The following is a 24,672-nucleotide window of genomic DNA, read 5'->3' as shown; positions in this document are numbered from 1 at the left end:
CAGCACCATCATTATATTTGCCAGCCCCCAATGTTGCGACAGATCTTGCATTAAGCCGATTCATAAGAACCATTTTTTAATCCTTTCTTCTATAGTTTTTACCCACACGTCAGCCCCGCTTGTGGTGTGCAAGCAAGTGATTTTGATTGATTCAAGATATACAGATTTGAAATGAGAGAATCTTACGTTATTCGAGGGTCTAATTCAATATGAATAACGCTATATTATCATTATAAATCAATGCATTATCAAACTCAGGTACAGAATTTGTCTGTAGAGCTTATGAAGTGACCCCTATGAAATGGTTGCGGCTGGGATATATTAAACAAGAAGTTGGATTGTTGATAGATTGGCTATGGTTGAAATCTTTGTTCTTTAGGCTAGAAAGAAAGTCAATTTATGTATGATTTTATTCCATTCCATAGAGTGGTGAGAGTGTATTTTAATACAATGACTAAGGAGATAATTTCAGGACGATCTTGTTTGGTTTTATAAAATAGTGGTAAAAATACTCTCCCTTTACTTTATGTATGATATTCAAAACTTTTTAAAATATAAAGAAAAGTAAAATGTTGAACATTTCTCAAACGAGAATATTTTGTTTAGAAGATATATCAATAGGAAAGCTTTTGGTGGCTAAGTCTAAAAAAGGGATTTGTCATATAGCGTTAGGAGATACTACAGAACAATTATTACAAGATTTCAGGGTACGCTTTGGTGATGCACGACAAGTTGTGGGCGACAATACATTTAAGAGAGACGTTGCCCATATTATAGCCATGATAGAAACGCCTAAGTTGGTAAAAAAATATAATTTTTCCTTGGATATAAATGGTACATTTTTCCAACGACAAGTATGGGCGGCACTATGCAATATACCATGTGGTGAAACAATTTCCTATGAGATATTGGCATGCCGTATTGGTATGCCAAATGCTTTTCGTGCTGTTGCTAATGCGTGTGCACGTAATGAATTGGCTCTTATCATTCCTTGTCATCGTGTTGTGCGTAAAAATGGTTGTATTTCAGGGTATCGTTGGGGGGACAAACGGAAACAGATTTTGCTACAACGAGAACAACATGGGGGAAATTAAAAACAAATTTAACGTTGTGTTATGGGCATTATAATCGTTACTGTTGTTCCTTTCATTTCTTTTGAAGTAATTTCAAGTTTTCCTTTATGGAGTTCTAAAAGAGAGCGTGAAATAGCTAATCCAAGACCTGATCCTGTATGAGATTTAGTAAGCTGATTTTCAACTTGTTCAAAAGGTTGCCCAAGTTTTTTAATTGCTGATTGGGGAATACCAACACCTGTATCTGTAATTTTAAAAATAAGATTATTTTTTTTCTTGAAAGCGCAGACATCAATATTTCCGCCAGAAGGCGTAAATTTAACGGCATTAGAGATGAGATTTAGGAAAATCTGTTTCATTGCACGACCATCCACTTCAGCATGAAGCTTTGGAGTAATGTTTGTTGTAACGGCAATATCTTTTTCTTGAGCTTGAGGTGTTAATGTTCGGACTGCTTCACTAATAATGGGTTCGAGATCGGTGTTTTTACAATCAAGCGTAAATCTTCCAGCTTCGATTTTTGACATATCAAGGATATCATTGATAAGGGTAAGAAGATGGGTCCCTGAATTGTAAATATCATGCATATATTCTTTGTAGCGTTGTGAACCAAGAGGGCCAAAAGTCGATTGTAACATGATATCTGAAAAACCGAGAATAGCATTCAGAGGTGTGCGCAATTCATGAGACATATTAGCTAAAAATTCTGATTTAGCCTTGTTAGCACTTTCGGCGCGCTCTTTTTCTGCTTTCAGACTTTTATTAAGTTTTTCAACTTCTGTTGCACGTTGTTGAGCACTCCCTCGTGTGCGTTTGAGTTCTTGAATGAAAGAAAAAAGCCGCCTTTCGCTGTCTTCAAATTTTTCCTGTTGTTGTTTAAGCTCAGAAATGTCAGTACCAATACAAACCAGTCCTCCGTCTTGGGTTCGACGTTCATTAATTTTGAGCCAAAAACCATCTGCAGTTTGGCGAATACTGGTTAAGTTACCCGTACCATCATCTTTAAGGGGATATTCACTGAGAGCAGGGCGGGTCATGGCTTCGACAGTTGCACGTTGGATACCAGATTGTAGAATTTGTTTAGGAATAGCGGCATATTCGCAAAATTTGCTGTTGGACATGACTAAACGTCCTTCAGCATCCCACAAGACGAAAGATTCTGAAATGTTTTCAATCGCATCACGGATACGAAGGTCGGCTTGCGCCGTTTGTTCAGCCAATTGTTGCTGTTCACTAATATCGAAGGAAATACCAACCAAATGGGGTTCTTCTTCTTCAGTAACTTCGGCACGAATGCGCATCCATACATAATGACCATCAGCATGACGCATAGGAACGTTAATATCGATATGCTTTTTTTTACCGCTCATTAATTCTTGAGCAAGATCAAAAAAATTCGCATCATTTGGATTGATAATGGCGCTAATTTGGGAAATTGAGAGCAGTGCATCTTGAGGGACATAGCCGAGCATTTCGTACATTGCTCGTGACCAGTAGACGCGTCCACTTGCCATATTCCAATCCCATAGTCCACAGCGTCCACGCATCATTGCCATGTCAATACGGTTTTGAATTTTTTCTGAAACAAGATCTGTTTTGCGTGCTCGTACAATTTGGTTGTAATAAGCATAAAGAAGAGCAAGGATAACGCCACTAGTTCCAATAAACATGGTTATATTTAACGAGAGAGCTTTCCGCCATTCCATGTAAATATGTTGCATTTTTTCACTGATGAATACCCCATATTGTCCATTTTCTGTTTGCTGAAAGGAAGCGAGAGCAGGAATATCTTTTCCTATTGTAATTTTCATGATTCCAGCATGTTTTCCTAGAGCTTGTAAAGCAATGCTTTCAGAGGTAAAATCCTGTAAGGGCTTTCCTAAAACAATCTCGGAACTTGATGAAGCCAGGACATTGCCTTTTTGATCGACAATAGCAATAACAGCGCTGGTTTTTATAAGACCTTTGTTACGAAAATTAGTCAGGATATTTTGTAAATGATTATGAGAAAGAGCAGCAGTTTTTCCTTGTCGAGTGGCTGCAAGTAAGTCACGGTCAATCGTATTGGTAATATGAGAAGCTAAGAGAGTGATGGTAGAATGCGTGTTTTTATCAATTGTGTTGCGCCAATCATAGATTGATAGGAAACGGATCGCTGCTAGCGTAACAAGAAAAGCAAGAATTACAAATGGGAGTGAACGTCGCAGCCAAGGTTCAATAAAAAGAAGTTTTTGATAGGCAGGACCAGAAAACAGATTGGTACGCTCTGTTCGCTCCTTGCGACTTTGAGCGCTTGATTTTGAATCAGCATACACCTCCCTTGGCGCATTATATGCGTCCAATTTAGCCATCTCGCGTTCCTTTAATTCTGGAATAATGTGATTTAAAAACTGCTTCGATATTCATAGTAACCCCATCGAGTGCAATGAATCAAAACAGGAGTCTTCTGTCCAGTCTTTTTTTTAAAAAAATAATTTTACTTTTATGATTTTGGAATATGAAAAGAAAAAAGCACTTTAAACGTGATCTATAAACAGGCTTAGATTACCTGTTTATAGATTTAATGATGATCGAATAGTTTATAGAATTTATTTTAAAAAATATTATAGCATATTGATTTAAAATAATTTTTTGTTTCAAGTAAGCAGACGATTAATGATATCAGCAACATCGCTTGATAATTTTGGCGCAACAGCAATCATTTTTAATTCAGTTTCAAGTTTTTGTTGTCGAATAGGTTCTAATTGTCGCCAAGAGCGCATCATTGTTAATAATCGTGAAGCAAGCTGTGGATTTTTTTTGTCAATTTCCAAAATGACTTGGCAAAGAAAATGATAAGACGCTCCATCCATCCTGTTAAAGCCCGTGAGATTGTTAGAGGCAAAAACACCGATTAGAGAACGTACACGATTAGGATTATCTTGTGAAAACAGCGGATGTTGCATGAGCTTTTGAACATTCTCGAGTGTTGATGTGCCAGCAACCATTGCTTGAATAGAAAACCATTTATCCATGACCAAAGGGTCATGCTGATAACGGTTTTCAAAATCATTTAAGGCATTTTGTGCCTGCGCACTTTCATTAAAACGCTTCACGAGAACAGCGATACTCGCCATACGGTCAGTCATATTATCAGCTGTTGCATATTGTATAGCAGCACGATTTGGATTGGCTTCAGCAATGGAAAGATAATCCAGTATGATATTCTTTAATGCTCGCTTTCCAGCTTGTGCAGTGTTTGGTGAATAGGGCTCTTGGGTTTGCATTTGTTCATAGAATTTTGTTAAGAGCTCTTGATGGGTTTGTGCAAGTGAAACTAAAAACTGATTGCGGACACAATGAATACGATCTGGGTCAATATTTTTACCAATTGTATGAGCAAGCTCAACTTCACTAGGTAAATTTAAACAGAAGGCACGAAATTCAGGCTCTAAGGTTTCATCTATTATGATCGTTTCAATCAGCTTTAGCAAAGCAGAAGGGAGTGTTGCTTTTTCTTGTGTTTTATCTTGAATGCTTTGAATCAAAGCTTGCGTCATTAAATGATTAAGAGATTGCCAGCGATTGATGTGATTGTCATCATGTTGTGCAAGAAAAATAAGTTCTCTTTCATTGAATGGCGTGTGTAGAATGATTGGTGCTGAAAAGTCTCGCAGCAGTGATAAAACGGGTTTTTCACGCAGTCCTTTTAATGTAAACGTTTGGCTTTCCTTGGATAAAAGCATAACATCTGATTGAATATCTGTATCCGCTTCATAGGTGAGTTTTTCTCCGTTAGGTCCTAACAAGCCAAATACAATAGGGATAAGCATGGGCTTTTTTGTATTTTGTTGTGGAGTTGCGGGAATATGTTGCTTTGCATGAATTGTTAAAACACCATCGCTATAATGACTATCGATTTCTACATTGGGTGTTCCTGCCTGTTCATACCATAGCATGAATTGGGAGAAGTCTTGACCAGACACTTCAGCAAAACAGGTAATAAAATCTTCAATTGTACAAGCTTGTCCATCATGACGTTGAAAATAAAGATCAGTGCCTTTACGAAAAAGAGTAGGACCTAAAATAGTCCGTATCATGCGAACAATTTCAGCACCTTTTTCATAAACAGTTGTGGTGTAAAAATTATTAATTTGGCTATATTGACGAGGACGTACAGGATGCGCAAGAGGTCCTGCATCTTCTGCAAATTGCGTCGCTTTTAATGCTTTTACATTTTCAATTCGCTGTAGGCTGCGTACATTTTGATCTGATGAAAATTCCTGATCACGATAAACAGTGAATCCTTCTTTTAAACAGAGTTGAAACCAATCGCGACAGGTAACACGATTACCGCTCCAATTATGGAAATATTCATGTGCAATGACACGTTCAACATTTCTATAATCCTGATCGGTTGCTGTTTCAGGATCGACAAGAACATATTTATCATTAAAAACGTTAAGGCCTTTGTTTTCCATTGCTCCCATGTTAAAGTCGGACACAGCGACAATATTGAAAATATCAAGATCATATTCGCGTCCGAAACATTGTTCATCCCAACGCATGGAACGTTTAAGAGCATCCATTGCATAGGTTGCGCGTTCGGTTTTTCCTTTTTCTACATAGATACCAAGCTCGATACGTCGTCCAGATACAGTTGTAAAATGGTCTTCTAACTTATCAAGATCTCCACCTACTAAAGCAAAGAGATAAGATGGTTTGGGATAAGGATCTTCCCAAATGGCAAAATGGCGATTATTTTCTAAAGTTCCTGTTTCCACTAGATTACCATTTGAAAGCAAGATTGGGATTGTTTGGGAATCTGCTTCAATTTTCACTCTATAGGTAGAAAGAACATCTGGGCGGTCGTAAAAATAAGTAATACGACGAAAACCTTCCGATTCGCATTGTGAGCAATAAACACCATTTGAAAGGTAAAGCCCCATAAGTTGGCGGTTGCTTTCAGGATTCAGTTCTGTAACCAATTTCAATGTAAAAGGAACCGTTGGTGGCGTTGTAATTTCTAAACGTGAAGGCGTCACTTTATAAGTGTTTGGGGCTAATATCTCATCATTAATAGAAACGGAAATTAAAGTAAGATCATCACCAGAAAGAACGAGAGGTGTTAATTCTTTTGTATCGTGACGGGGCTCAATAAACAATATGGCTGTAACATAGGTTTTTGTTGGTGCCAATTGGAAGGAAAGGTGTGTTTTAGGGATAGCGTAAGGAGTTGGTTGGTAATCTTCCAAACGATAAATAGATGTTATTGGCTGTTTCATAGTTTTTTCCCATTTGTATTTTAAGAGTTAAAGAAGGGTGTGTTAATTTTAGAAGCAATATAGGATTAAAGAATTACAAAAGGCTGTCGAGGCGATTTTTTACTTCTAAAAAGTCTATCCATGTAAGCTTCTTTTGACTAGGGGTTCTAAGAAGGTAAGCTGGGTGGAAAGTTGGCATAACAGGTATTTTTATATTATCCTCGCTTTCATAGATATGCCATTTCCCTCTTGTTCGGATAATCCCATTTTGAGATCCAGTAAGAAACTGTGCAGCAACGCCTCCTAGTGCTATAAGAACACGAGGACGCGCTAAATAAATGTGTCGTTCAATAAAAGGGCGGCACAAGGCAACTTCTCTTGGTGTTGGTGTACGATTTCCTGGTGGACGCCAAGGAATAGTGTTGGCAATGTAAACATTATTTCTTGTTAAGCCAATTGATGCGAGGATTTTATTAAGCAACATCCCGGCTTTTCCCACAAAAGGAATTCCTTGTATATCCTCGTCTCGTCCTGGTGCTTCGCCTATAAGCATCAGGGGGCTTCCTGCTGTTCCATCTGAAAAACAGGTATTTTTTGCTGTCAATTTTAATGAACAGCCATTAAATGCAAGGAGAGCAGACTTTAGTTCTTCAAGTGTCTTTGCACTTTTTGCACTCTCTATAGCAGCGGATTCGTTTTGTATAGGACTAGAGTTATGCCGTCGATGATTATCTAATTTTACGCTTGGGGAGGGGTGTTGATTATCAGAAATGTTAACAACAGGCGTTAATTTTTTCTCGGAAGAAGCAAACTGCTTAAGACGATCAACAGGTAAATCTGTCACGACACAATCCGCACCACTTTCTTTATAAAAGTTTAAGAGTTCTTCATAGGAAATTGAGCACGGCGTTTGATTTAACATTTTACTTTTTCTAATGATCTAGCGATTATAGATCAAACAAAATTATCCTTCAAGTTTTATTAAATGTATTCGCTAGCCATTAATGTATAAGAACGCTGATAAAATTCTCTCTTTTCACAAAAAAGGCAAATCGTAAAATGCGAGTGTTCGCGATTATATACATTTCTAAATGTACAATTTGTTTAAATTACGCTATTTCAGCTTTTTAAACAGACTAAACTCATTCATAATAAAAGAATTTTTCACTGAATGCAAGTGAGATGATAATATTTTTATCATTATATTCTATATTTAATAATTAATAAAAGTGAATTTTGTAGTATTTTATTTATAAAAATTAAGTATAAATTTTTTATTATTATAATTATTATATATTTTTAATAACTTTTATTAAAAATATTAAATATATTAATTGAAATATATAAATATTACTTATTATATGAAAAAATAATAAGATATTACAAACAGTTTTCACAATGGGTTAAAAGCAATGTGTAGATATATTCTTTTGCTTTTTTTACAGCTGAAATGAGAGGTTCATTTAATGCTAAATGCGCTGCAATAGTGCTTGAGAGAATGCAACCTGTTCCTCGCATTGTTCCTTTTAAACGTGGAGTAGAGATATTTATGACTTCAGTTTTGTCAATGAAGCTATCAATTGCAAGAGGCCCCTCTGCATGTCCCCCTTTTACTAAAATAGAGCGAGCTCCCAATGACAAAAGTTTTTTTGCTTGTTGTATTGCTTGCGTATCATGAGATGCCAATGGACTTTTGCTAAGAAGAGCGAGTTCTTCTCTATTCGGTGTTAAAAGATCAACATGAGGAAGCAGTTTATCGATCATAGTGTCGATGATTGTTTCCGTTGTTAGTTTTCCTCCTGATGAAGCGACAAGTACAGGGTCCAAAATAACTGGAACATGGGGATAGTCTTTGAGTACGTTACAGATTGCTGCTATAATTTCTTTTGTCCCCGTCATACCGATTTTTATTGCGCTTATTGGATTTGCTTCTAGGGCAGCACGCATTTGTGCAGCGACGAGGTCTCCACACATTGGAATGATTTCGACAACGCGATTATCATCTTGTACGTTAACACAAGTAATTGCTAAATTTGCTTTTATTTGAAAATGTGCAGAGGTTTCTATATCACGAACAATACCAGCACCTCCTGTTGGATCAGTGCCCGCAACAATAAGAATAGAAGGTATCAACGCCATGTTTGTGTCACTTTTATCCACTGTTGTACACGCTCTTCAGGTTTTTTATGGAGGATAATATCAGTCACAACAGCAGCACTATTTGCTCCTGCTTTTAAAACACCCACTGCGCGTTCTGGTGTTAAACCACCAATACCCACCAAAGGTAAAGCACCAATCCGCTTTCTCCATTGTTTGATTTTTTCTAGTCCTTGCGGCATCCATTTCATTTTTTTTAAGATTGTCGGATAAATAGGACCAAGTGCAATATACTCAGGATTAGCAGAGAGTGCGATATCCAATTCATGTTCATCATGTGTACTAAGACCAATTTTTATACCACTTTTACGAATTGCGTGAAGATCAGCATTGCTTAGGTCTTCTTGTCCCAGATGAATAAAATTACACTTTTCATCAATTGCTATTTCCCAATGATCATTAATAATTAATTGTGCTCCCAATTTATTGCATATGTTTTTTGCACGCTTAATATGTTGACGGATTATTTGTTGATTTTCATGTTTCATACGCAATTGTACGAGCTTGATGCCAAGAGGAAGCAAACGTTCAATCCAATCAGCGTTATCAACGATGAGGTAAAAAGGATCCAGTTTCATGAAAATACTGCTTTTCCAATGATTGGTGTTGAAGGGACTGCTACATTGCGTGCTTCGATCATGCCAGCTTTATATCCCATACGTCCTGCTTGAACAGCTTTAGAAAATGCTTCAGCCATCAAAACAGGATCAGCTGCTTTAGCAACTGCGGTATTAAGCAGTACTGCATCATAACCCAGTTCCATCGCAATGGCGGCATGTGATGGGCGTCCAATGCCGGCATCAATAACAAGAGTAGCATCAGGAAGGTAAGCACGGATAGAACGCAATCCATCAGTATTATGAGGTCCTTTGGCAGAACCAATAGGAGCACACCAAGGCATAATAACACGGCAACCAATGTCAAAAAGTTTTTCAGCAACAATGAGATCATCCGTTGTATAGGCAAAAATTTTGAAACCTTCATTGTTTAAAATTTGAGCAGCTTCGATTAAGGAAAAAATATTTGGCTGTAAGGTATCTGAATTACCGATAATTTCGAGTTTAATCCAAGCCGTTTTAAAAAGATCTCTTGCTAATTGGGCTGTGGTTACGGCCTCTTTAACAGTATAACAACCAGCAGTATTAGGAAGCACTGTTACCCCAAGTTCTTGAAGAAATTTCCAAAATTGTCCACTTTGTTTTCCACCTGCAGTTTCACGGCGCAAGGAAACAGTTACAATTTCCGTATTCGATTTATGAATAGCATCACGAAGGATTGCTGGTGAAGGATATTGCGCTGTACCTAATAGAAGACGGGAAGAGAATTGTCGTCCATAAAGATTCAGCATAATTTTAGCCTCCTTGCATTGGGCTTAAAATTTCAATTTTATCTCCTTCATGCAAGACAAATTGGCTTCGTGCATCTATAGGAACAACTTCAGCGTTAACAGCAGTTGCAAGCCAATTTCCTTCATACCCCAATTCTTCAAGCAAGAGACCGAGAGTCATAACTTCTGTTTGGACTGTTTCACCATTAACAAATATTTGCATGTTTTATTCCAATGCCAATTTCATTGCTCGTTTTGCCATTTCTGGAGACAACAGAAAACCATGTCTATAAAATCCATTAATAGAAATAAAGTTACCATCTTTATGCACAGAAGGGAAGTTATTAGGATAACATGGACGAACACCAACGCCAGATTCAATAATTTCTGCTTCAGCAAAAGCAGGATGTAAAGTATAAGCCGCGTTGAGCAGTTCCATCATTGATCTTACAGAGATTGCACCATCAAAGTCACTTTCAATCATCGTTGCACCAATCATAAAAATATTATCTTGTCGAGGTACAATGTAGAGAGGAAACCGTGGGTGAAGAAGACGAATTGGGCGCGAAATTTTAATATCGGTGCAGCGCACGAGAAGCATTTCACCGCGTACGCCCCGTATATTTTTATCTTTTCCTAAACGTGCTATTCCTGTCGCATCAATAACAATATCAAAATTTTTTTCAGCCTTCTCTACATCAACAAAACAGGCTCCATTGTTGAGAAGCTTTTCTTTTAAAGCCATAAGTGCTTTGCGAGGATCAATATGGGCTTCATTTTCATAAAAGAGCGCACAGTTAAAACGTTCAGCAAGATCTGGTTCAAGATGAGCTATTTCTGTATTATCTATAGTTTTGTGATTATGCGTACGCACAGAAAATCGTTCAAGCTCTCCTCTATCTCGTGTAGGTGCAACCACTAAAGTGCCTTTTTGTATGACAAGGTTGGGGAGCGTTTTACGCCACCATTGTATAGCTTGTACACCAAGATCTTCAACAATTTGTTCTGCACTTTCCCTTTCACAGTAAGGTGCGAGCATTCCTCCTGCATACCAACTAGCACTTCCTATAGGTGAATGAGGGGGGGCTGATACAGTAACAGAAGCACCTTTTTGCTGTAACATAAAGGCAGCTGTTAAGCCGCCTACACCTGCACCTTTGATAAGAATGTTCTTCAACTATTTACTTTCTTTTTTTGAGGAGGAACAATTTCCATATAAAGGTCACCATTTTTCTGATATTTTTCGGCCATGGCAATCATACCTTCCCCTTTTGTTTTTCTTATTGCGGCTGCCTCACGAATATCATGGGAAATACGCATAGAACAGAATTTTGGTCCACACATGGAACAAAAATGCACCAATTTATGGGCATCTTTCGGCATTGTTTCATCATGAAAGGTACAAGCTGTTTCTGGATCAAGCGACAGGTTGAATTGATCATGCCATCTAAAGTCGAATCGTGCACGTGAAAGAGCATTATCGCGCAACTGTGCTCTGGGCAAACCTTTTGCAAGATCAGCAGCATGAGCGGCGATTTTATAAGTGATGACCCCCGTTTTGACATCATTTTTATCGGGGAGTCCTAGGTGTTCTTTAGGTGTTACATAACACAACATAGCAGTTCCAAACCATCCAATCATAGCGGCACCAATTGCTGATGTAATATGGTCATAACCAGGAGCAATATCCGTTGTAAGAGGTCCCAAAGTATAAAAAGGTGCTTCATGACAGAGATTGAGTTGCTGCTCCATATTTTCTTTAATTTTGTGCATTGGGACATGTCCTGGTCCTTCAATCATAACCTGTACATCTTTTTCCCAAGCAATTTTTGTCAATTCTCCTAAAGTTTTAAGTTCGGCAAATTGTGCTTCATCATTGGCATCGGCAATAGAGCCAGGGCGTAATCCATCTCCTAATGAAAGAGAGATATCATATGTTTTTGCAATATCACAAATTTCATCAAAATGTTCATAGAGAAAGCTTTCTTTGTGATGATGGAGACACCATTTTGCCATAATAGAACCGCCTCGTGAAACAATACCTGTTACACGATCAATGGTCATAGGAATAAATGGTAATCTTAATCCTGCGTGAATGGTAAAATAATCAACCCCTTGCTCTGCTTGCTCAATAAGGGTATCACGGAAAATATCCCATGTTAAGTTTTCGGCAATACCTTGTACTTTTTCGAGAGCTTGATAAAGAGGAACTGTTCCGATGGGCACAGGAGAATTTCGAATAATCCATTCACGAATATTGTGAATATTTCGACCTGTAGAAAGATCCATAACTGTATCTGCTCCCCAGCGAATGGCCCAAACCATTTTATCAACTTCTTCTTCCATAGATGAAGTTACTGCTGAATTGCCAATATTAGCATTAATTTTAACACGAAAATTACGCCCAATAATCATGGGTTCGCACTCTGGATGATTAATGTTTTGTGGAATAATGGCGCGTCCACAAGCAATTTCATTGCGCACAAATTCCGCAGTATAAATTTCTGGTATTGATCCAGCAAATGTTTCATTTGATGGTACATTCTGCAGTTCTTTTACTGCTAATCCTTCATTTTCTCGTATAGCAACATATTCCATTTCGGCGGTAATAATACCTGCGCGTGCATACGCCATTTGTGTGATTGCTTTGCCACTTTTAGCTCGTAAAATAGGTCGTTTTTGTTCAAATGTTGGGATAGCAGAGCTATTATAGGTTAATCCATTATCTTCAGGTTTAACTGAGCGTGCAGGATAAGGTTCAGTATCAGCACGCTTAGAGAGCCAAGATGAGCCAATTGCGGGTAAACCTTTTGTAAGATCAATGATTGCATCTTTGTCGGTATAGGGACCAGAAGTATCGTAAAAATTTAAAGGTTTTTCACCACTACCATCGGTCAATGAAATTTCACGCAATGGAACACGCACATCAGAAAAAAGAAGACTCTGGTGATAAATTTTGCGTGAGGAGGGAAAGGGGCTGCAATTGATTGATGGAATATTTTTCGGCACAAACTTTTTCCTTCTAAACACATAGTTCAAAAACTAAGATGTGATGTTAATGGGGATATATTCAAATGATCAATTATGTACTTTTGAATAAAGAAATGCTTATCACATTTACATTAAGCTACCTTCAACGAAGCTTAAGAAAATTTATTTTGAAAAGATTAACGCGATATCTTTGAAATAACATCTTCCCCCATGTAAACACTTTTGTTAGCATAAACATGATTGGCTTAAATACTGATATTGTCAATCAAAAAGATATATTTTAAAATATTTCGGTGTGTTTTTTAATAATACAAGTATATATTATTACGTGATAAAATATAATATAAACAAGAGTAAAGTTAAAAATGGATTATCAGGAAAAAAGGAGATGGTTTATAGCTCTGATAGAGATTTTTTCATATTAAATAATAAACTTGGAATACCATAATATTCCCTCATTATACATCCTTTCATATAAAATTACTTCCTTTCATGCCATAAGTGAGGGATGTGTGGGTAAAAACACCTAAAGAAAGGAATTAAAATGTTATTTATGAACACTCTCAAATGCAAGAGCTATTATAACGTGGAGATCAATAAAGTATATGATGGTTTCAGCTTGTATTTTCATGAGTGTAAAGATGATAATACATAATAATTCTACTATTATACCATTTACAGGTTATGGGCGCTGTTGTAAAATGAATATAAGTACATTGAAAAATGTTTCTTAAAAAAAGTGTGTGAATATGCAATATTATTTATAGTCTGTTTGAACCATTTATTCTTTATTAAGGGGTGAAATCTCATTGAAGAATGCGATAAATAAAAGTGTGAAGCAATGCCTAATCTATATTATTAAAAAATATTGCTGTGAATGTTTTGAAAATTGTGAAGCTGAATTAAAAAATGACGGTAAAATGGACGTTGGCTTTTTATCTTAAGATTTCATTCAACACTTTTAAATAGTTAGAAGAGCAAGGAAAGCAAAAGGATGTATCTTAGCACAGAGATATACGTAAATTCATTGAAGAGCCATATGATATCGTGTAACAATATTTACAGATAAAAAATAGCTACTTATATGTTATATGCAAGAAAAACTTATTACTTGTAATGCAATTTTCTTATCATTCTTATAATGAAACAAAAGAAAAATTGAATGAATTTGTGGAAGAACAATTTTTTAACAATAAAAGAGGCAATAAACAAAATAGAATATTTTTATAAACAATAATTCCATATGAAACGCTACAATATTTTGTTATAAATGGTTATTAATAATTAAAATAAACGCAAACAAAGAATTATTATGATGATGATTAATAAAACCGAAAACCAATTTTTGAATAAGTAAGGAATTATGAGGAAGAGTAACCAAATTCCCACTAATATTGCTATTATTAACAGTGTTACAAATGGTAGCTATATAAAAGCTGCCGCTATACAGCCAGTGATGATTGGTACACCCCTTAGATAGGCAAATGCATTAACAAGGTCTTTATCGATAAATGCACCAGAGAATTCTTTATCTGGAGTGGCATAGCATTCAATAATCGCTTTGTATTGTTCCACTATCATCATAAAACTCATTATGCAAATGAGGATAGATATAAAAAACAGCTTATCTTCTAGATCGTTTTCAAAAAAATCATATTTGAGTAGTGCGGCTGTGCTAAATGATGAAGAAAATGTTGGAAGGAATAGAAAAGAACACCTAAAATATTCTTTTTTCCATTCTACTGTAACGATTTCAAGCATCCCGCCCCAATGAAAAGATTATGAAAAAAAATCCCAATATACTGCATACGATAAGATCTCCAAAACTCATAGCTTCTTCCTCTTTCATTTTGTAATTTTATTAATTGATTTATATTAGGATTTATTAACAGATTTATATTAATTGTATCAATATGTGTTATTTTATTTGTTAGAATGGATTTTCATTCACGTATGGTAAGGTTATATATGGTGTTATGCATGTAAAAAGTCTGGAAGTTCTGAGTTCTTTATCACCTAAAGAAAATATTTCTAATATAGAAACAACGCGGTGACTTCAAAAACAGAAAAAAACAATCCCATCTAGAGCTGGTAAAGGGCGTGTAAAGGGTGTAGCTAATAAATGATGTGTATTTTAAAGGGAAGATAGAAGTTAAAGGTGCTGAGAGCACTGAGAATAAAATCAGTAATGAGAGGAGTGGATATCCTATTGGGAAAAACAACCATGAATTGTCCAATTGCCGTGCTATTTATTGAGCACAATTTTTAAAGAAATTGTCTTTGATAGCTGAAGGGACAGCAAGTGTTAAATTGATAGAGCGCATTTTTTGTTTGGATTGATGAGGCAGATAAGTTATCAAAACAGTTGAAAGAATGCTTATCTTGATATTACTCTAAATTAAGAAGAACACCAATAATTGCAAGACGCTGTTTAGAATGAATTTATTGTTCTTGCAAAAAAAATCTATATATAATAAAATACCATACGTAGATGATCACACTAGGTGTGGGAGGACAATGGGCGCTTACAGCTATTCAGGGGGTCGTGGTGCGCATTTATAGAGGGGGAAAGGATGTTTTTTCAGTTCAAGTAAAAAGCAAGTAAGGAATTTGTATTCTTCAGATTTGATGAAGGTTTGTGATATTTCTTTAGTCTTCAAAGTATTTCATTTCCAGTTCAATTACGGTGTGAAGAAATTGTCATATTGAATATATTCTCTATGATGCATTGAGGTTGAACAGAAGCTTGTTCAAAAAAACATTGGTATTGATCGAGTAAAGTAATTTCAGCAATAATCAGCAATAAATTGAATAAAATAGAGCATTTAAAAGTATCTGCATATGAATAAAAACATAATGAAGCATACAAAGAATTTGAAGTTAACTTTTAGAATTTTAAGACAAATGATAGTCAAAAGAGAGAGATTCTTTGTTTAAAATATAGAGTATAAAATGTAGATAGGATAGATTTAACATATTGAAAAAAATAAAAAAAGATAATGTTTAAGTCAGAAATTTTCTATGTGGATGATAAATTATTATATTTAGTAATGGTTATATGAAATCCATAACAAGGGATATTTTGAACAGTATTTGTAAATTTTGCAATAAGATGCAAGATTTGAAAAATAATTATATAACAACAGCAAAGAAACAAAACAAGATACTGAGTAACATCAGATGAGGTGGTTACATTACACATTAGAAGAAAAAGCATTAATACTAATGTTATGAAAAGCGTCTGGTGAATTTAGGTTATAAAATTGGAAGGAGGGAAGAGAGATAAAATGCGTAAATACGGATGGTGCAGTGGTTATGATGTAGCAAAAACAGTGGCAGCACATTCTAGTGTACAGAACGAGAAATTGTTAGAAAAACTATGAAAATAATGGGGGATTTAAAATGTCTAATATTTACGATTGGTCGCTAAAGGCTGATGAAAATGCTTATTCAGATAGTATCATTAATTGGGCAGAAGGTCAGCCGCCTAGTTCTGTTAATGATAGTGCACGGGCGATGATGCAGCGCGTGCGTGAATATCTTGCAGATAACGGTGGATCTATTGACTCAAGCTTTATAGTCAATGAGGAAGATGAAACAACATTAATTACCTTGAAGACAGTTTCACCTATAAAAAAATACAACAATGATATCATCATACGTTTTAAAGCTCATGGTGTGAATATTGGCACGACGACAATGACTGTTAATAATATAGGAGAAAAGCTTATCTATAAAGCCACTGCTGCAGGGGTTATACCATTAGAAGGTGGAGAACTGCAAACAAATGGTATTTATGAAATGGTGTACAATAATGGTGTTTTAATAAAAGAGCATGAGGGGTGGTATTTATTAAATCCTACACCACCGAAGATAGAAAATTTTCCTGCTGGATTCATTGCAACATTTGCTATGCAAAATGTTCCAAATGGTTGGCTTTTATGTGATGGTAAGGCCTATAAGCGTGAAGATTATCCGCAGTTATTCAAGGCAATAGGCGCTAAATGGGGAAGAGACAGCGATACAACTTTTAAAGTTCCTGATTTTAGAGGCATGTTTTTACGCGGTTTTGATGATGGCCGTGGTTTAGATGATGATAGAAAATTTGCAGATGAACAACAAGATAGCATAAAATCGCATACGCATATTGGGACCATTGAAGAATCAGGCGAGCATGCACACAATTTTGAGTATCAAGGGGTAGGATGGCCAACTGGTGATATTGGAAGATTACCGAATCGTTATACTTATAATGCGACCCTGAAAGGGAGAACAGCTTCTGCTGGTGCACATACACACGAGGTAACTCTTTCTCATACGGGAGAGGCAGAAACGCGCCCTGTTAATACAACCGTTGTCTATGCCATAAAATCATGAGTATGGTTAGGTCATAAATAATCTATACATTTTGATAATTTTGTTAACGCGGAGCAATTCCGCGTTATTTTCTATGCATGTGAAGAGGAAGCCTATATTGTTAATATGATACTTGAGAAAGTCAAAAAAACAATTTTTAAATGATTGGGCGAAAGAGTTAATAATAATTTATTATAAGAAAATGATATTTTGTATTAATCATATGATTATGGAGAGAAAATGTATAAAAATCATTTAAAATTTGCCGTTAAGTGATCTAGAGATATATCTTGTTTAAAGTATTTTGAGAGGAGCTGAAGTGATACCATTATTCAATCTTAGGCACGAAAAAGTGCAATATTTGTAACGTTTTGTTGCAAAAAATAGCACATCTTTGTATCAGTGAATTTATCTCATAAAGAGATTTCTTATCTTGTTGTTAAGTCCATTTCTTTGCATTGCCATGGTGTAGGTTTTATCTGTAAACGGTATACTCCTTGAGTGGAATTATCGTTATGCTTGTGAAGCAACAGACAAACGCTACCATTATACTCTCTTCTCATTCTTATATTAGGCAATTATTTTTGCATTAAAGGGTTTACAATGAATTTATTTTTAAGGATATTATTCAATAGTTTAATTCTTTTGATATGCCAATAAACAATTTTTTAAATAGAGGAATAAAGGATATGATTATATTTGATGTTTTTATTGACTATAGAGATAGATAAATCAATATTTATCTATTTATAAAAAAGCTAAAGCACACGTGTTATGAAAAAATAACGCCGTTAAAGCCACAAATAACTCTTTTATAGATTGGAGAAAGGCACTTGATTTCTATCTGATCCTTAGAAAATATAAACAATACATATCATTATTATGACAAATGTATTTGTACGTATTTCTCGCATCATTATCATAAGGACAAGAGTAGTAGAAAGAGCGGAAAAACGAATATTGATGTTGTATAAATTCATTTATATAAAAGTGTGATAGCAAAACAAAATCTCAAATATTTTTAGTACGTAAAATCTTGAAAGATATTGAACAGGTAGTTTTTTCCCCAAATATCTTTGGTGTGTGCGATTTTCTTTTTTAATGATAGATGAAAAAAGGAGTTCATATAAAAATAAAAAAGATTCTTGAATATTTTCGTGTTTTATTTTGCTATGAACTTTAGTTTTTAGATTGAAGCTGACAGCTTTAGGATCTAGTCTCATAAGAGGACGCTGTTTGAGGAAGTATAAATGGGATATCTTTTTTAGGTAATTCAGAAACGTTTAAGGAACAATGATAAACATCGCGTAGATTTTGTGTTGTTAAAACGTTAGTTGCATTTCCTTCGCAATAAATTTCTCCTTCTTTTAGCAAGATCATGTTATCTGCATAATGTGCCGCGAGATTGAGGTCATGAAGAACAGCAAGAACGCCGCCACCAGAATGGGCAAATTGTTTAGCGATATCCATAACGATGATTTGATGTTGAATATCAAGGCTAGCAATAGGTTCATCTAATATCATCCAGCGAGAAATCCCATTATAAACGGGGTTCCAGATTTGGCAAAGTACACGAGCAAGTTGTACTCTCGCTTGTTCGCCGCCTGATAATTGGTGATAATATAGGTTGCCATAATCAGAAAGGTCAACGCGATCTAGGGTTTTTTGGATAAGATTTTGCGATTCGCCTTTGGTAATGGTGAATTGGTTTACAGAAAGGCCAAGCCTTACAACTTCATGGACTAAGAATGGAAATACGAGCGTTGTTGATTGTGGTAGAACAGCGCGCATTTTTGCCATTTCATAAGATTTTGTTTGGCGTACATCATAATCGTTGAGAGTTATTTTTCCACTGTAAGGGATTTCCCCACTCAGCGCTTTGACAAAAGTACTTTTTCCTGAACCATTGGGACCGATAATGATGGTAAAAGCACCACTTTTAGCTTGAAGATTAATGTGCTTAAGAATCTGTTTCTTTCCGAGCTGAACGCAAATATTTGTCGCTTCAATCATAAAAAATCTGTTCCTCGTTTGTATATAAGGATCCACAGGAAGAAGGGGGCACCAAAAAGCGCTGTTACGATTCCAATGGGCAATTCTGCGGGAGCAACAATTAAACGCGCAAACGTATCAGCAAAAATAAGTAATGCTGCTCCCAAGAGAGCGGAGTAAGGAATGAGATAGCGGTGATCAGGACCAATGATTTGACGTAAAATATGAGGAACAATAATACCAATAAAACCAATACCACCACTGACAGCAACAGCACTACCACACATAAGAGCAACAAGGGGAATAGCAATATTTTTTACGCGTTGAATATGGAACCCGATATGGCCAGCAACAGCTTCTCCAAGTGCAAGAGCATTAAGCGCACGTGATAAAAAGGGAGAGAAAAGAAGTCCAATAAAGATGAAAGGGAAAACGAGCCATACTTTCAACCATGTAGCACCTGCAAGAGAGCCAAGACTCCAAAAAGTGATATCGCGTAATTGTTGGTCATTGGCGATAAAAATCAATGTTCCGACAACTGCACTGCTTAATGCACCAAGGGCAATACCAGCAAGCAGCATGGTTGCAATAGAGGTAAAGTTATGATGCGTTGCTATTATGTAGAGAATAATCGTTGATAAAAGCCCACCGAAAAAAGCGCCTATAATAACTTTGTAAGGCTCTAGAAAAGGTGCAAATGAAAGAGGAAAGGCAAACCCTACAACAATTGCTAAAACAGCACCAAGACCAGCTCCTGCTGACACCCCCACAATCCCAGGATCTGCAAGAGGATTACGGAAAAGCCCTTGCATCATAACACCAGAGACAGCCAAAGCTGCCCCGATCAATAACCCTAGGATAACACGAGGAAGCCTTATATCGATAAATATGAGATAATCACGGGTTTTACTACTTACAGAAAATTCTTGCGTAAACATGATATTAAGAAAATCAAAGAAAGAAGTATTTGAAGCACCATTTAAAAGCCCGCCCCAAATACTAAAGATGAGGAATATTATTAGACCTAATAAAAGTATCTTCCTCAAATTTTCGCGATTTATTTTTTGATTTTTTTTTGTTTCAGATGCATAAATCATGGATGGATTCTCTACCAATTTATCTGTTTTTACCGTTTTGGGTTACACCATAAAGCATATGAATAAGTTCTCTTGATGCCTCTGCAGTGCGTGGACCAAATCCTAAAAGGTACATAGTATCCATTTGTTTAATAGCATGATTTTTAGCTGCAATTGTTGCTTGAATTGCTGGTATAGCTAAAAGTTTTTCAAGATTAATGGATTTTCCATTATGTTTTGTAAGCAAAATAACATCAGGATTTGCTTTCAATAATGCTTCGTTATTGAGAAGTTTATATCCTTTATAATCTGTAATGGCATTAATACCACCTGAAAGCTTTATAATACCATCCGCTGCTGTATCTGTTCCAGATGCCATAACGCGCCCATTTTGCACGGAGAAAATAAAAAGGACACGCTTTGGTTTGGTTACTTTTGCCAAAAGAGCATCATTATCTACAAAATCACGGCTCACTTTTTGAATTAATGCTGCTGCTTGTGCTTCACGATGGATGGCTTTTCCAACAAGGCGAATTTTTTCTATTACACTTTCTCGAGAATAATTTTCTGGTATGATCACGATAGGGATTGATGTTTTTTTGAGAATTTCAATTGTTGAAGGAGGACCGCTTCCTTCAACGAGTAAAATGCCTTCTGGAGCAAGAGACAGAACGCCTTCAGGTGAAAGAGCACGCATATAGCCAAGAACGGGAAGTTTGAGGGCTTCTTTTGGATAAACGCTTGTACTATCACGAGCAACAAGTTGATCTTGTGCTCCTAATGCATAAACAATTTCCGTAAGAGAGCCGCCAATAGAGACAATTCGTGCATTTTCAGAAAAATGTGTGGTGGGTTCAGCGATAACTCGTTGAGAAAAGAAGTTAAGAGAAAGTAGTATAAAAAAAAGAAAAAAATTTAGTTGTCTGCGCAAAAGAAGCGTAAGCATATTTTATCTTTCTAAGCGACGACTAATTCTTGATATGGAGGAAGAGATTTCAATAAAGAACGCCAATCTTCACGCTCTTTCTGCCCCTCTTTGCGCATGCCAAAGAATTGAACAATCATTTCATCATTTTTATCGAAGACTTCAAGTGAACTGACATAACCATCACTTGTAGGTTTGCGAACATGCCATACACTAGCAATCCCAGATGTGAGTAAATGGAGATCAAACTTTGGATCAAGAACATTAAGCCAAGGCCCCATTTGCTTAATATTTTTTACAGTCCCACTAAAAATTTGAATACACCCTTTATTGCCAACAAAGCACATAATTGGCAGTTCTTGTCGTGCAACTTGGTTAAGCATTATTTCAACAGCTTCTACTTGTAATTCATCCGCAAATTCATTGCCAACATATTTTACAGCATGATGCCGATTAATCTTAAATTCGGAAATAATTTCCTGAAGTTGGTGTACATCTGTCATTTTCCGCCAACAATCCCGAAATCTCTCAATATCCAATTCTGTTATGTCACACTGAACTGGAGGAGAAATAGGAAGAACGTCAAGAACAGGAGACTGATTTTCAAGAAGGAGTTTTTCAACAAGTTTATCCCATTCTTCCATATTAGTCATATCTTTAGAATAGATTTTTAAAATAGCAACGCCATGTTGATCAAAGAATTGTAGACTTTTTGTAGGTTTTCCAAGAACGATAACATCATACTCAAAACCAAACTTCCATTGTTTTGTAAAAATACGCAAATCAATTTCACCAAGTGTTATAGGAACATGTTGGTTTTGAACAATTTTTTCAAAACGCCCAGTTATTTCGTGAACAGCATGTTCATTGCGCGTTAATGCCATAACTGTTCCAAGTTGAGGAGCATTTTCTAAGAAAGTAGTAACATCAGTTTGTAGTCTTTTTGCTTTTCCAATTGCACAATAGGCTGCAACAAGCTCTGCTTCAGATATACCGATAGAAACCGCAAAATCACGGTTTCGCATTTCTTTTTTTTCTTCACGCAAACGAATAATCATTTCAGCTGTATGTGCCATAGACTTTACCTTATGTTACTGACTCTAACTTTCAAATTTTACAATTCTTAAAGCAATAGATTGAACTCTTTAAGAGTTCAATCTATTGCAAAATATGCCTCTATCACTAACAGAAAAACAATCAAAAGGCGATAAAACAGAAGGAATTAACACTTTTCTATCAAATCTTTGTAATTTTAAAGATACTGAAATTAGAAACACAAATAATTTATCCTTTTATCGATATGACTTTCTATTGACCTAATAGTTAACAGAAGTGATCAAAATTTTTGTACGAATGATACCTTAAAGTTACGACCTGGCTGGCTATAATAATCCTTCGGTATTGTACTGTTGCCTGAGGGAAGACTCGACACATTCCAATATTTTGTATTGAAAAGATTATAAACACCAGCCCTTAGAATAGGTCCAGTTTCACCAAAAGGCTTCCACCACCCTGTCATATCAACAACATAGTATCCTGGAATTTTTTGGTAGTCAGATCCTTCAGCAACTTTGTCACGTTTGGCTGCCAAGGTAAAAATAACATCGCTTCCCCAAATCTCTTTTGCATATCCTAACCCGATAACTGCTTTCAAAGGAGGAATTGAGTTAAGATACTCCTTTTTATCAAGATCTTTTCCTTGTGAATAAGCAAGAGCAACATTGCTATGAAAACCATTTTTAAGAACTAAATGGGCTTTTGTCTCAACACCAAAAATTTGCACGCGCGAACGATTCATGTAATGCCGACGCGAAAACCTAAATTCTTCTGATGGCCCTCTATCCTCGGTATCTATGAAATTCTTATATTGATTGATAAAGGCATTGAAAGAACCACCGAAATTTACATTTCCATACCGAAGACCAACATCATACCCATTGCTTGTTTCTGGTTGAAGATCAGGATTTCCCTTCACATAATAAGCAGAAGGTTTGATATAAGAGACGTAAAGTTCCGAAACACGTGGTGCACGAAAAGCTTGTGCCCACTGAGCATAGAGCGTTATTTGATTCCGAATATCCCATTCCACGCGTAATTTAGGAGAAAAGCGCGATCCAGTCCTTTCTGGAGGGAATCTGTCAGAAATCAGTGCTTCTTCATAAGCAGATGTTTTTTGAGGAACATATTTGTACCAATCATACCGAATTCCTGGTGTTACACGAAAACGATTATCAACCAAACCAATTTCATCTTCAAAAATAAAACCTAAATTGTAACCATTAGTGTCTGGTGAATCCGATCGATTAGCAGGAAGAAAAAGACATCCTCGAGCGTATTCTTTTATATGACAATTGTCCTTACCTAACAAATAGTGGTGAAATTTAGATGATGAGACATTGGTCGCAAACTTTAACATATGGTCTACAGTGCCAAAATCCACTTTTTTAAGGGCATCAGCATTGAAACCATAATAGATATTACGCAAGAAATTATCTCTTAAATAATCCCCTTTGGGGGCTGAAACACGAACGCCAGTCGTAACGTAACGACTTGATTGCCTTTGCCAATAAAGCTGCCCATTAAACGCATCAAGAACTGCATCACCATTACCATTATAATTATAAGAAAGAGAAAAGCGCTCACGAAGTTTATTATCCTGCTCATAAACGGAACCTGGAGCGTATCTTTTAGACGAATTTAATTCATGTGTGTTACTATTATGACCAAAACGCTCTGCGGTAAAACCAAGACGGTGATTATCACTCAAATACTGATGAATTTTAAAAAGCAAGTTATTTTTATCAAAGTGAGAAGGGTTTTTGCGCGTGCGTTCTTCATACCCTCCTACTGTTCCCATATTTTTGCGCTCATGACCTTCTACATAAGATCCTTGAAAAAGCAAAAATGTCCGGTAATTGCGTACAGCAAAAGCTTGATCGACGCGCCAGCTGTTATCAACAGAGTGATAACCACCTTTTATAATGCTTCCCCAATTCTTTTCTTCCACGATCAGGTCTTCAGGATTAAGGGTACGCAACGCAATAATTCCCCCTAAGGCACCAGAACCATAAAGACTAGAATCTGATCCTTGAATAGTATCAAACGTAGAAAGAGCATTGAAATCAAAAGTTGTGTTTCCACCTCCACCACGGAATATATCATTAAACCATGGAAGAGAAATACCATCCATTGTCGTAAGAACACGGTTTGCATCTAAACCCCGAATAACGAAACTGTTATTTTCTGAATTATAGGATACGGAAGGATTAAGACGACTAACGTCATAAACATCGCTTATTTGTTTTTCATCAATATTCTTATTGGTTTTACGATCAGTTAGAATGGTTATTGAATTTGAAGTATCCTCTATTTTTTTTCCTTTAATAAGAATTGGTTTGAGCTCAGTTACAGCATTCTTTTCGCTATTTTGTGCAAAAACAAATGAAGGTATACAAACCGACAACGCACCTAAAATCATACAGCTTTTATGGATATTTTCTCGTCTTATTCGCATAACACATTATAACCTTTT

At 36.1% G+C, this 24,672-nt stretch carries 17 protein-coding genes; 2 read left to right on the top strand and 15 right to left on the bottom strand.

The genetic code is table 11. From position 1 onward, the window contains the following. Positions 1 to 569: 569 nt before the first annotated feature. Positions 570 to 1,094, top strand: a complete 525-nt coding sequence (locus ACFIKI_RS04840) for a methylated-DNA--[protein]-cysteine S-methyltransferase (protein WP_375665974.1) — start codon at positions 570 to 572, stop codon at positions 1,092 to 1,094. An 8-nt stretch (positions 1,095 to 1,102) separates the two neighbouring features. Here ACFIKI_RS04840 and ACFIKI_RS04835 read toward each other — a convergent pair whose 3' ends face one another. From ACFIKI_RS04835 to ACFIKI_RS04790, 10 genes are all read right to left on the bottom strand, one after another. Beyond that, complete coding sequence (locus ACFIKI_RS04835) at positions 1,103 to 3,424, bottom strand: ATP-binding protein (RefSeq protein WP_375665972.1); 2,322 nt, start codon at positions 3,422 to 3,424, stop codon at positions 1,103 to 1,105. A 285-nt stretch (positions 3,425 to 3,709) separates the two neighbouring features. After that, positions 3,710 to 6,337: an aminopeptidase N gene (gene pepN / locus ACFIKI_RS04830; RefSeq protein WP_375665970.1), complete on the bottom strand. Its 2,628-nt coding sequence runs from the start codon at positions 6,335 to 6,337 to the stop codon at positions 3,710 to 3,712. A 73-nt stretch (positions 6,338 to 6,410) separates the two neighbouring features. After that, on the bottom strand, positions 6,411 to 7,238 hold the full coding sequence (locus ACFIKI_RS04825; RefSeq protein ID WP_375665968.1) for a uracil-DNA glycosylase family protein: 828 nt from the start codon (positions 7,236 to 7,238) through the stop codon (positions 6,411 to 6,413). A gap of 458 nt (positions 7,239 to 7,696) precedes the next feature. Then, positions 7,697 to 8,455 carry a hydroxymethylpyrimidine/phosphomethylpyrimidine kinase gene (locus tag ACFIKI_RS04820; protein ID WP_375665966.1) on the bottom strand — a complete coding sequence of 253 codons (759 nt, stop codon included), beginning with the start codon at positions 8,453 to 8,455 and terminating at the stop codon, positions 7,697 to 7,699. Next, on the bottom strand, positions 8,446 to 9,051 hold the full coding sequence (locus ACFIKI_RS04815; protein WP_375622232.1) for a thiamine phosphate synthase: 606 nt from the start codon (positions 9,049 to 9,051) through the stop codon (positions 8,446 to 8,448). Before ACFIKI_RS04815 ends, ACFIKI_RS04820 begins: the two co-directional genes overlap by 10 nt. Next, positions 9,048 to 9,821 (bottom strand): thiazole synthase, encoded by a 774-nt coding sequence (locus ACFIKI_RS04810; protein ID WP_375665964.1) that lies wholly within the window; start codon positions 9,819 to 9,821, stop codon positions 9,048 to 9,050. Before ACFIKI_RS04810 ends, ACFIKI_RS04815 begins: the two co-directional genes overlap by 4 nt. A 4-nt stretch (positions 9,822 to 9,825) precedes the next feature. Beyond that, positions 9,826 to 10,023 (bottom strand): sulfur carrier protein ThiS, encoded by a 198-nt coding sequence (thiS, locus tag ACFIKI_RS04805; RefSeq protein WP_273791115.1) that lies wholly within the window; start codon positions 10,021 to 10,023, stop codon positions 9,826 to 9,828. Between the two features lie 3 nt (positions 10,024 to 10,026). Continuing rightward, positions 10,027 to 10,977 (bottom strand): FAD-dependent oxidoreductase, encoded by a 951-nt coding sequence (locus ACFIKI_RS04800; protein WP_375665962.1) that lies wholly within the window; start codon positions 10,975 to 10,977, stop codon positions 10,027 to 10,029. Beyond that, positions 10,974 to 12,809: a phosphomethylpyrimidine synthase ThiC gene (gene thiC, locus ACFIKI_RS04795; RefSeq protein ID WP_375665960.1), complete on the bottom strand. Its 1,836-nt coding sequence runs from the start codon at positions 12,807 to 12,809 to the stop codon at positions 10,974 to 10,976. The genes ACFIKI_RS04800 and thiC overlap by 4 nt, the downstream gene beginning before the upstream one ends. A gap of 1,407 nt (positions 12,810 to 14,216) precedes the next feature. Then, positions 14,217 to 14,552 (bottom strand): hypothetical protein, encoded by a 336-nt coding sequence (locus ACFIKI_RS04790; protein ID WP_375665958.1) that lies wholly within the window; start codon positions 14,550 to 14,552, stop codon positions 14,217 to 14,219. Between the two features lie 1,641 nt (positions 14,553 to 16,193). Between ACFIKI_RS04790 and ACFIKI_RS04785 the strand changes: the two genes are divergently transcribed. Next, positions 16,194 to 17,168, top strand: a complete 975-nt coding sequence (locus tag ACFIKI_RS04785) for a phage tail protein (RefSeq protein WP_375665956.1) — start codon at positions 16,194 to 16,196, stop codon at positions 17,166 to 17,168. A gap of 1,185 nt (positions 17,169 to 18,353) precedes the next feature. Here the strand turns inward: ACFIKI_RS04785 and ACFIKI_RS04780 are convergent. From ACFIKI_RS04780 to ACFIKI_RS04760, 5 genes are all read right to left on the bottom strand, one after another. Beyond that, positions 18,354 to 19,160: a heme ABC transporter ATP-binding protein gene (locus tag ACFIKI_RS04780; protein ID WP_375665954.1), complete on the bottom strand. Its 807-nt coding sequence runs from the start codon at positions 19,158 to 19,160 to the stop codon at positions 18,354 to 18,356. Further along, the gene (locus ACFIKI_RS04775; protein ID WP_375665952.1) at positions 19,157 to 20,236 is read right to left on the bottom strand and encodes a FecCD family ABC transporter permease; all 1,080 of its coding nucleotides are present in this window, start codon (positions 20,234 to 20,236) and stop codon (positions 19,157 to 19,159) included. Before ACFIKI_RS04775 ends, ACFIKI_RS04780 begins: the two co-directional genes overlap by 4 nt. 19 nt (positions 20,237 to 20,255) lie before the next feature. After that, positions 20,256 to 21,161 (bottom strand): hemin ABC transporter substrate-binding protein, encoded by a 906-nt coding sequence (locus ACFIKI_RS04770; RefSeq protein WP_375665950.1) that lies wholly within the window; start codon positions 21,159 to 21,161, stop codon positions 20,256 to 20,258. An 11-nt stretch (positions 21,162 to 21,172) separates the two neighbouring features. Continuing rightward, positions 21,173 to 22,216, bottom strand: coding sequence for a hemin-degrading factor (locus ACFIKI_RS04765; protein ID WP_375665948.1), 1,044 nt, complete (start codon positions 22,214 to 22,216; stop codon positions 21,173 to 21,175). 260 nt (positions 22,217 to 22,476) lie between these two features. Further along, positions 22,477 to 24,654, bottom strand: coding sequence for a TonB-dependent hemoglobin/transferrin/lactoferrin family receptor (locus ACFIKI_RS04760; RefSeq protein ID WP_375665946.1), 2,178 nt, complete (start codon positions 24,652 to 24,654; stop codon positions 22,477 to 22,479). Positions 24,655 to 24,672 lie beyond the last annotated feature (18 nt).

The organism is Bartonella sp. TT121SHDZB (genome assembly GCF_042193415.1).
Lineage (GTDB): Bacteria > Pseudomonadota > Alphaproteobacteria > Rhizobiales > Rhizobiaceae > Bartonella.
This window is presented reverse-complemented; position numbering and strand designations above follow the sequence as displayed.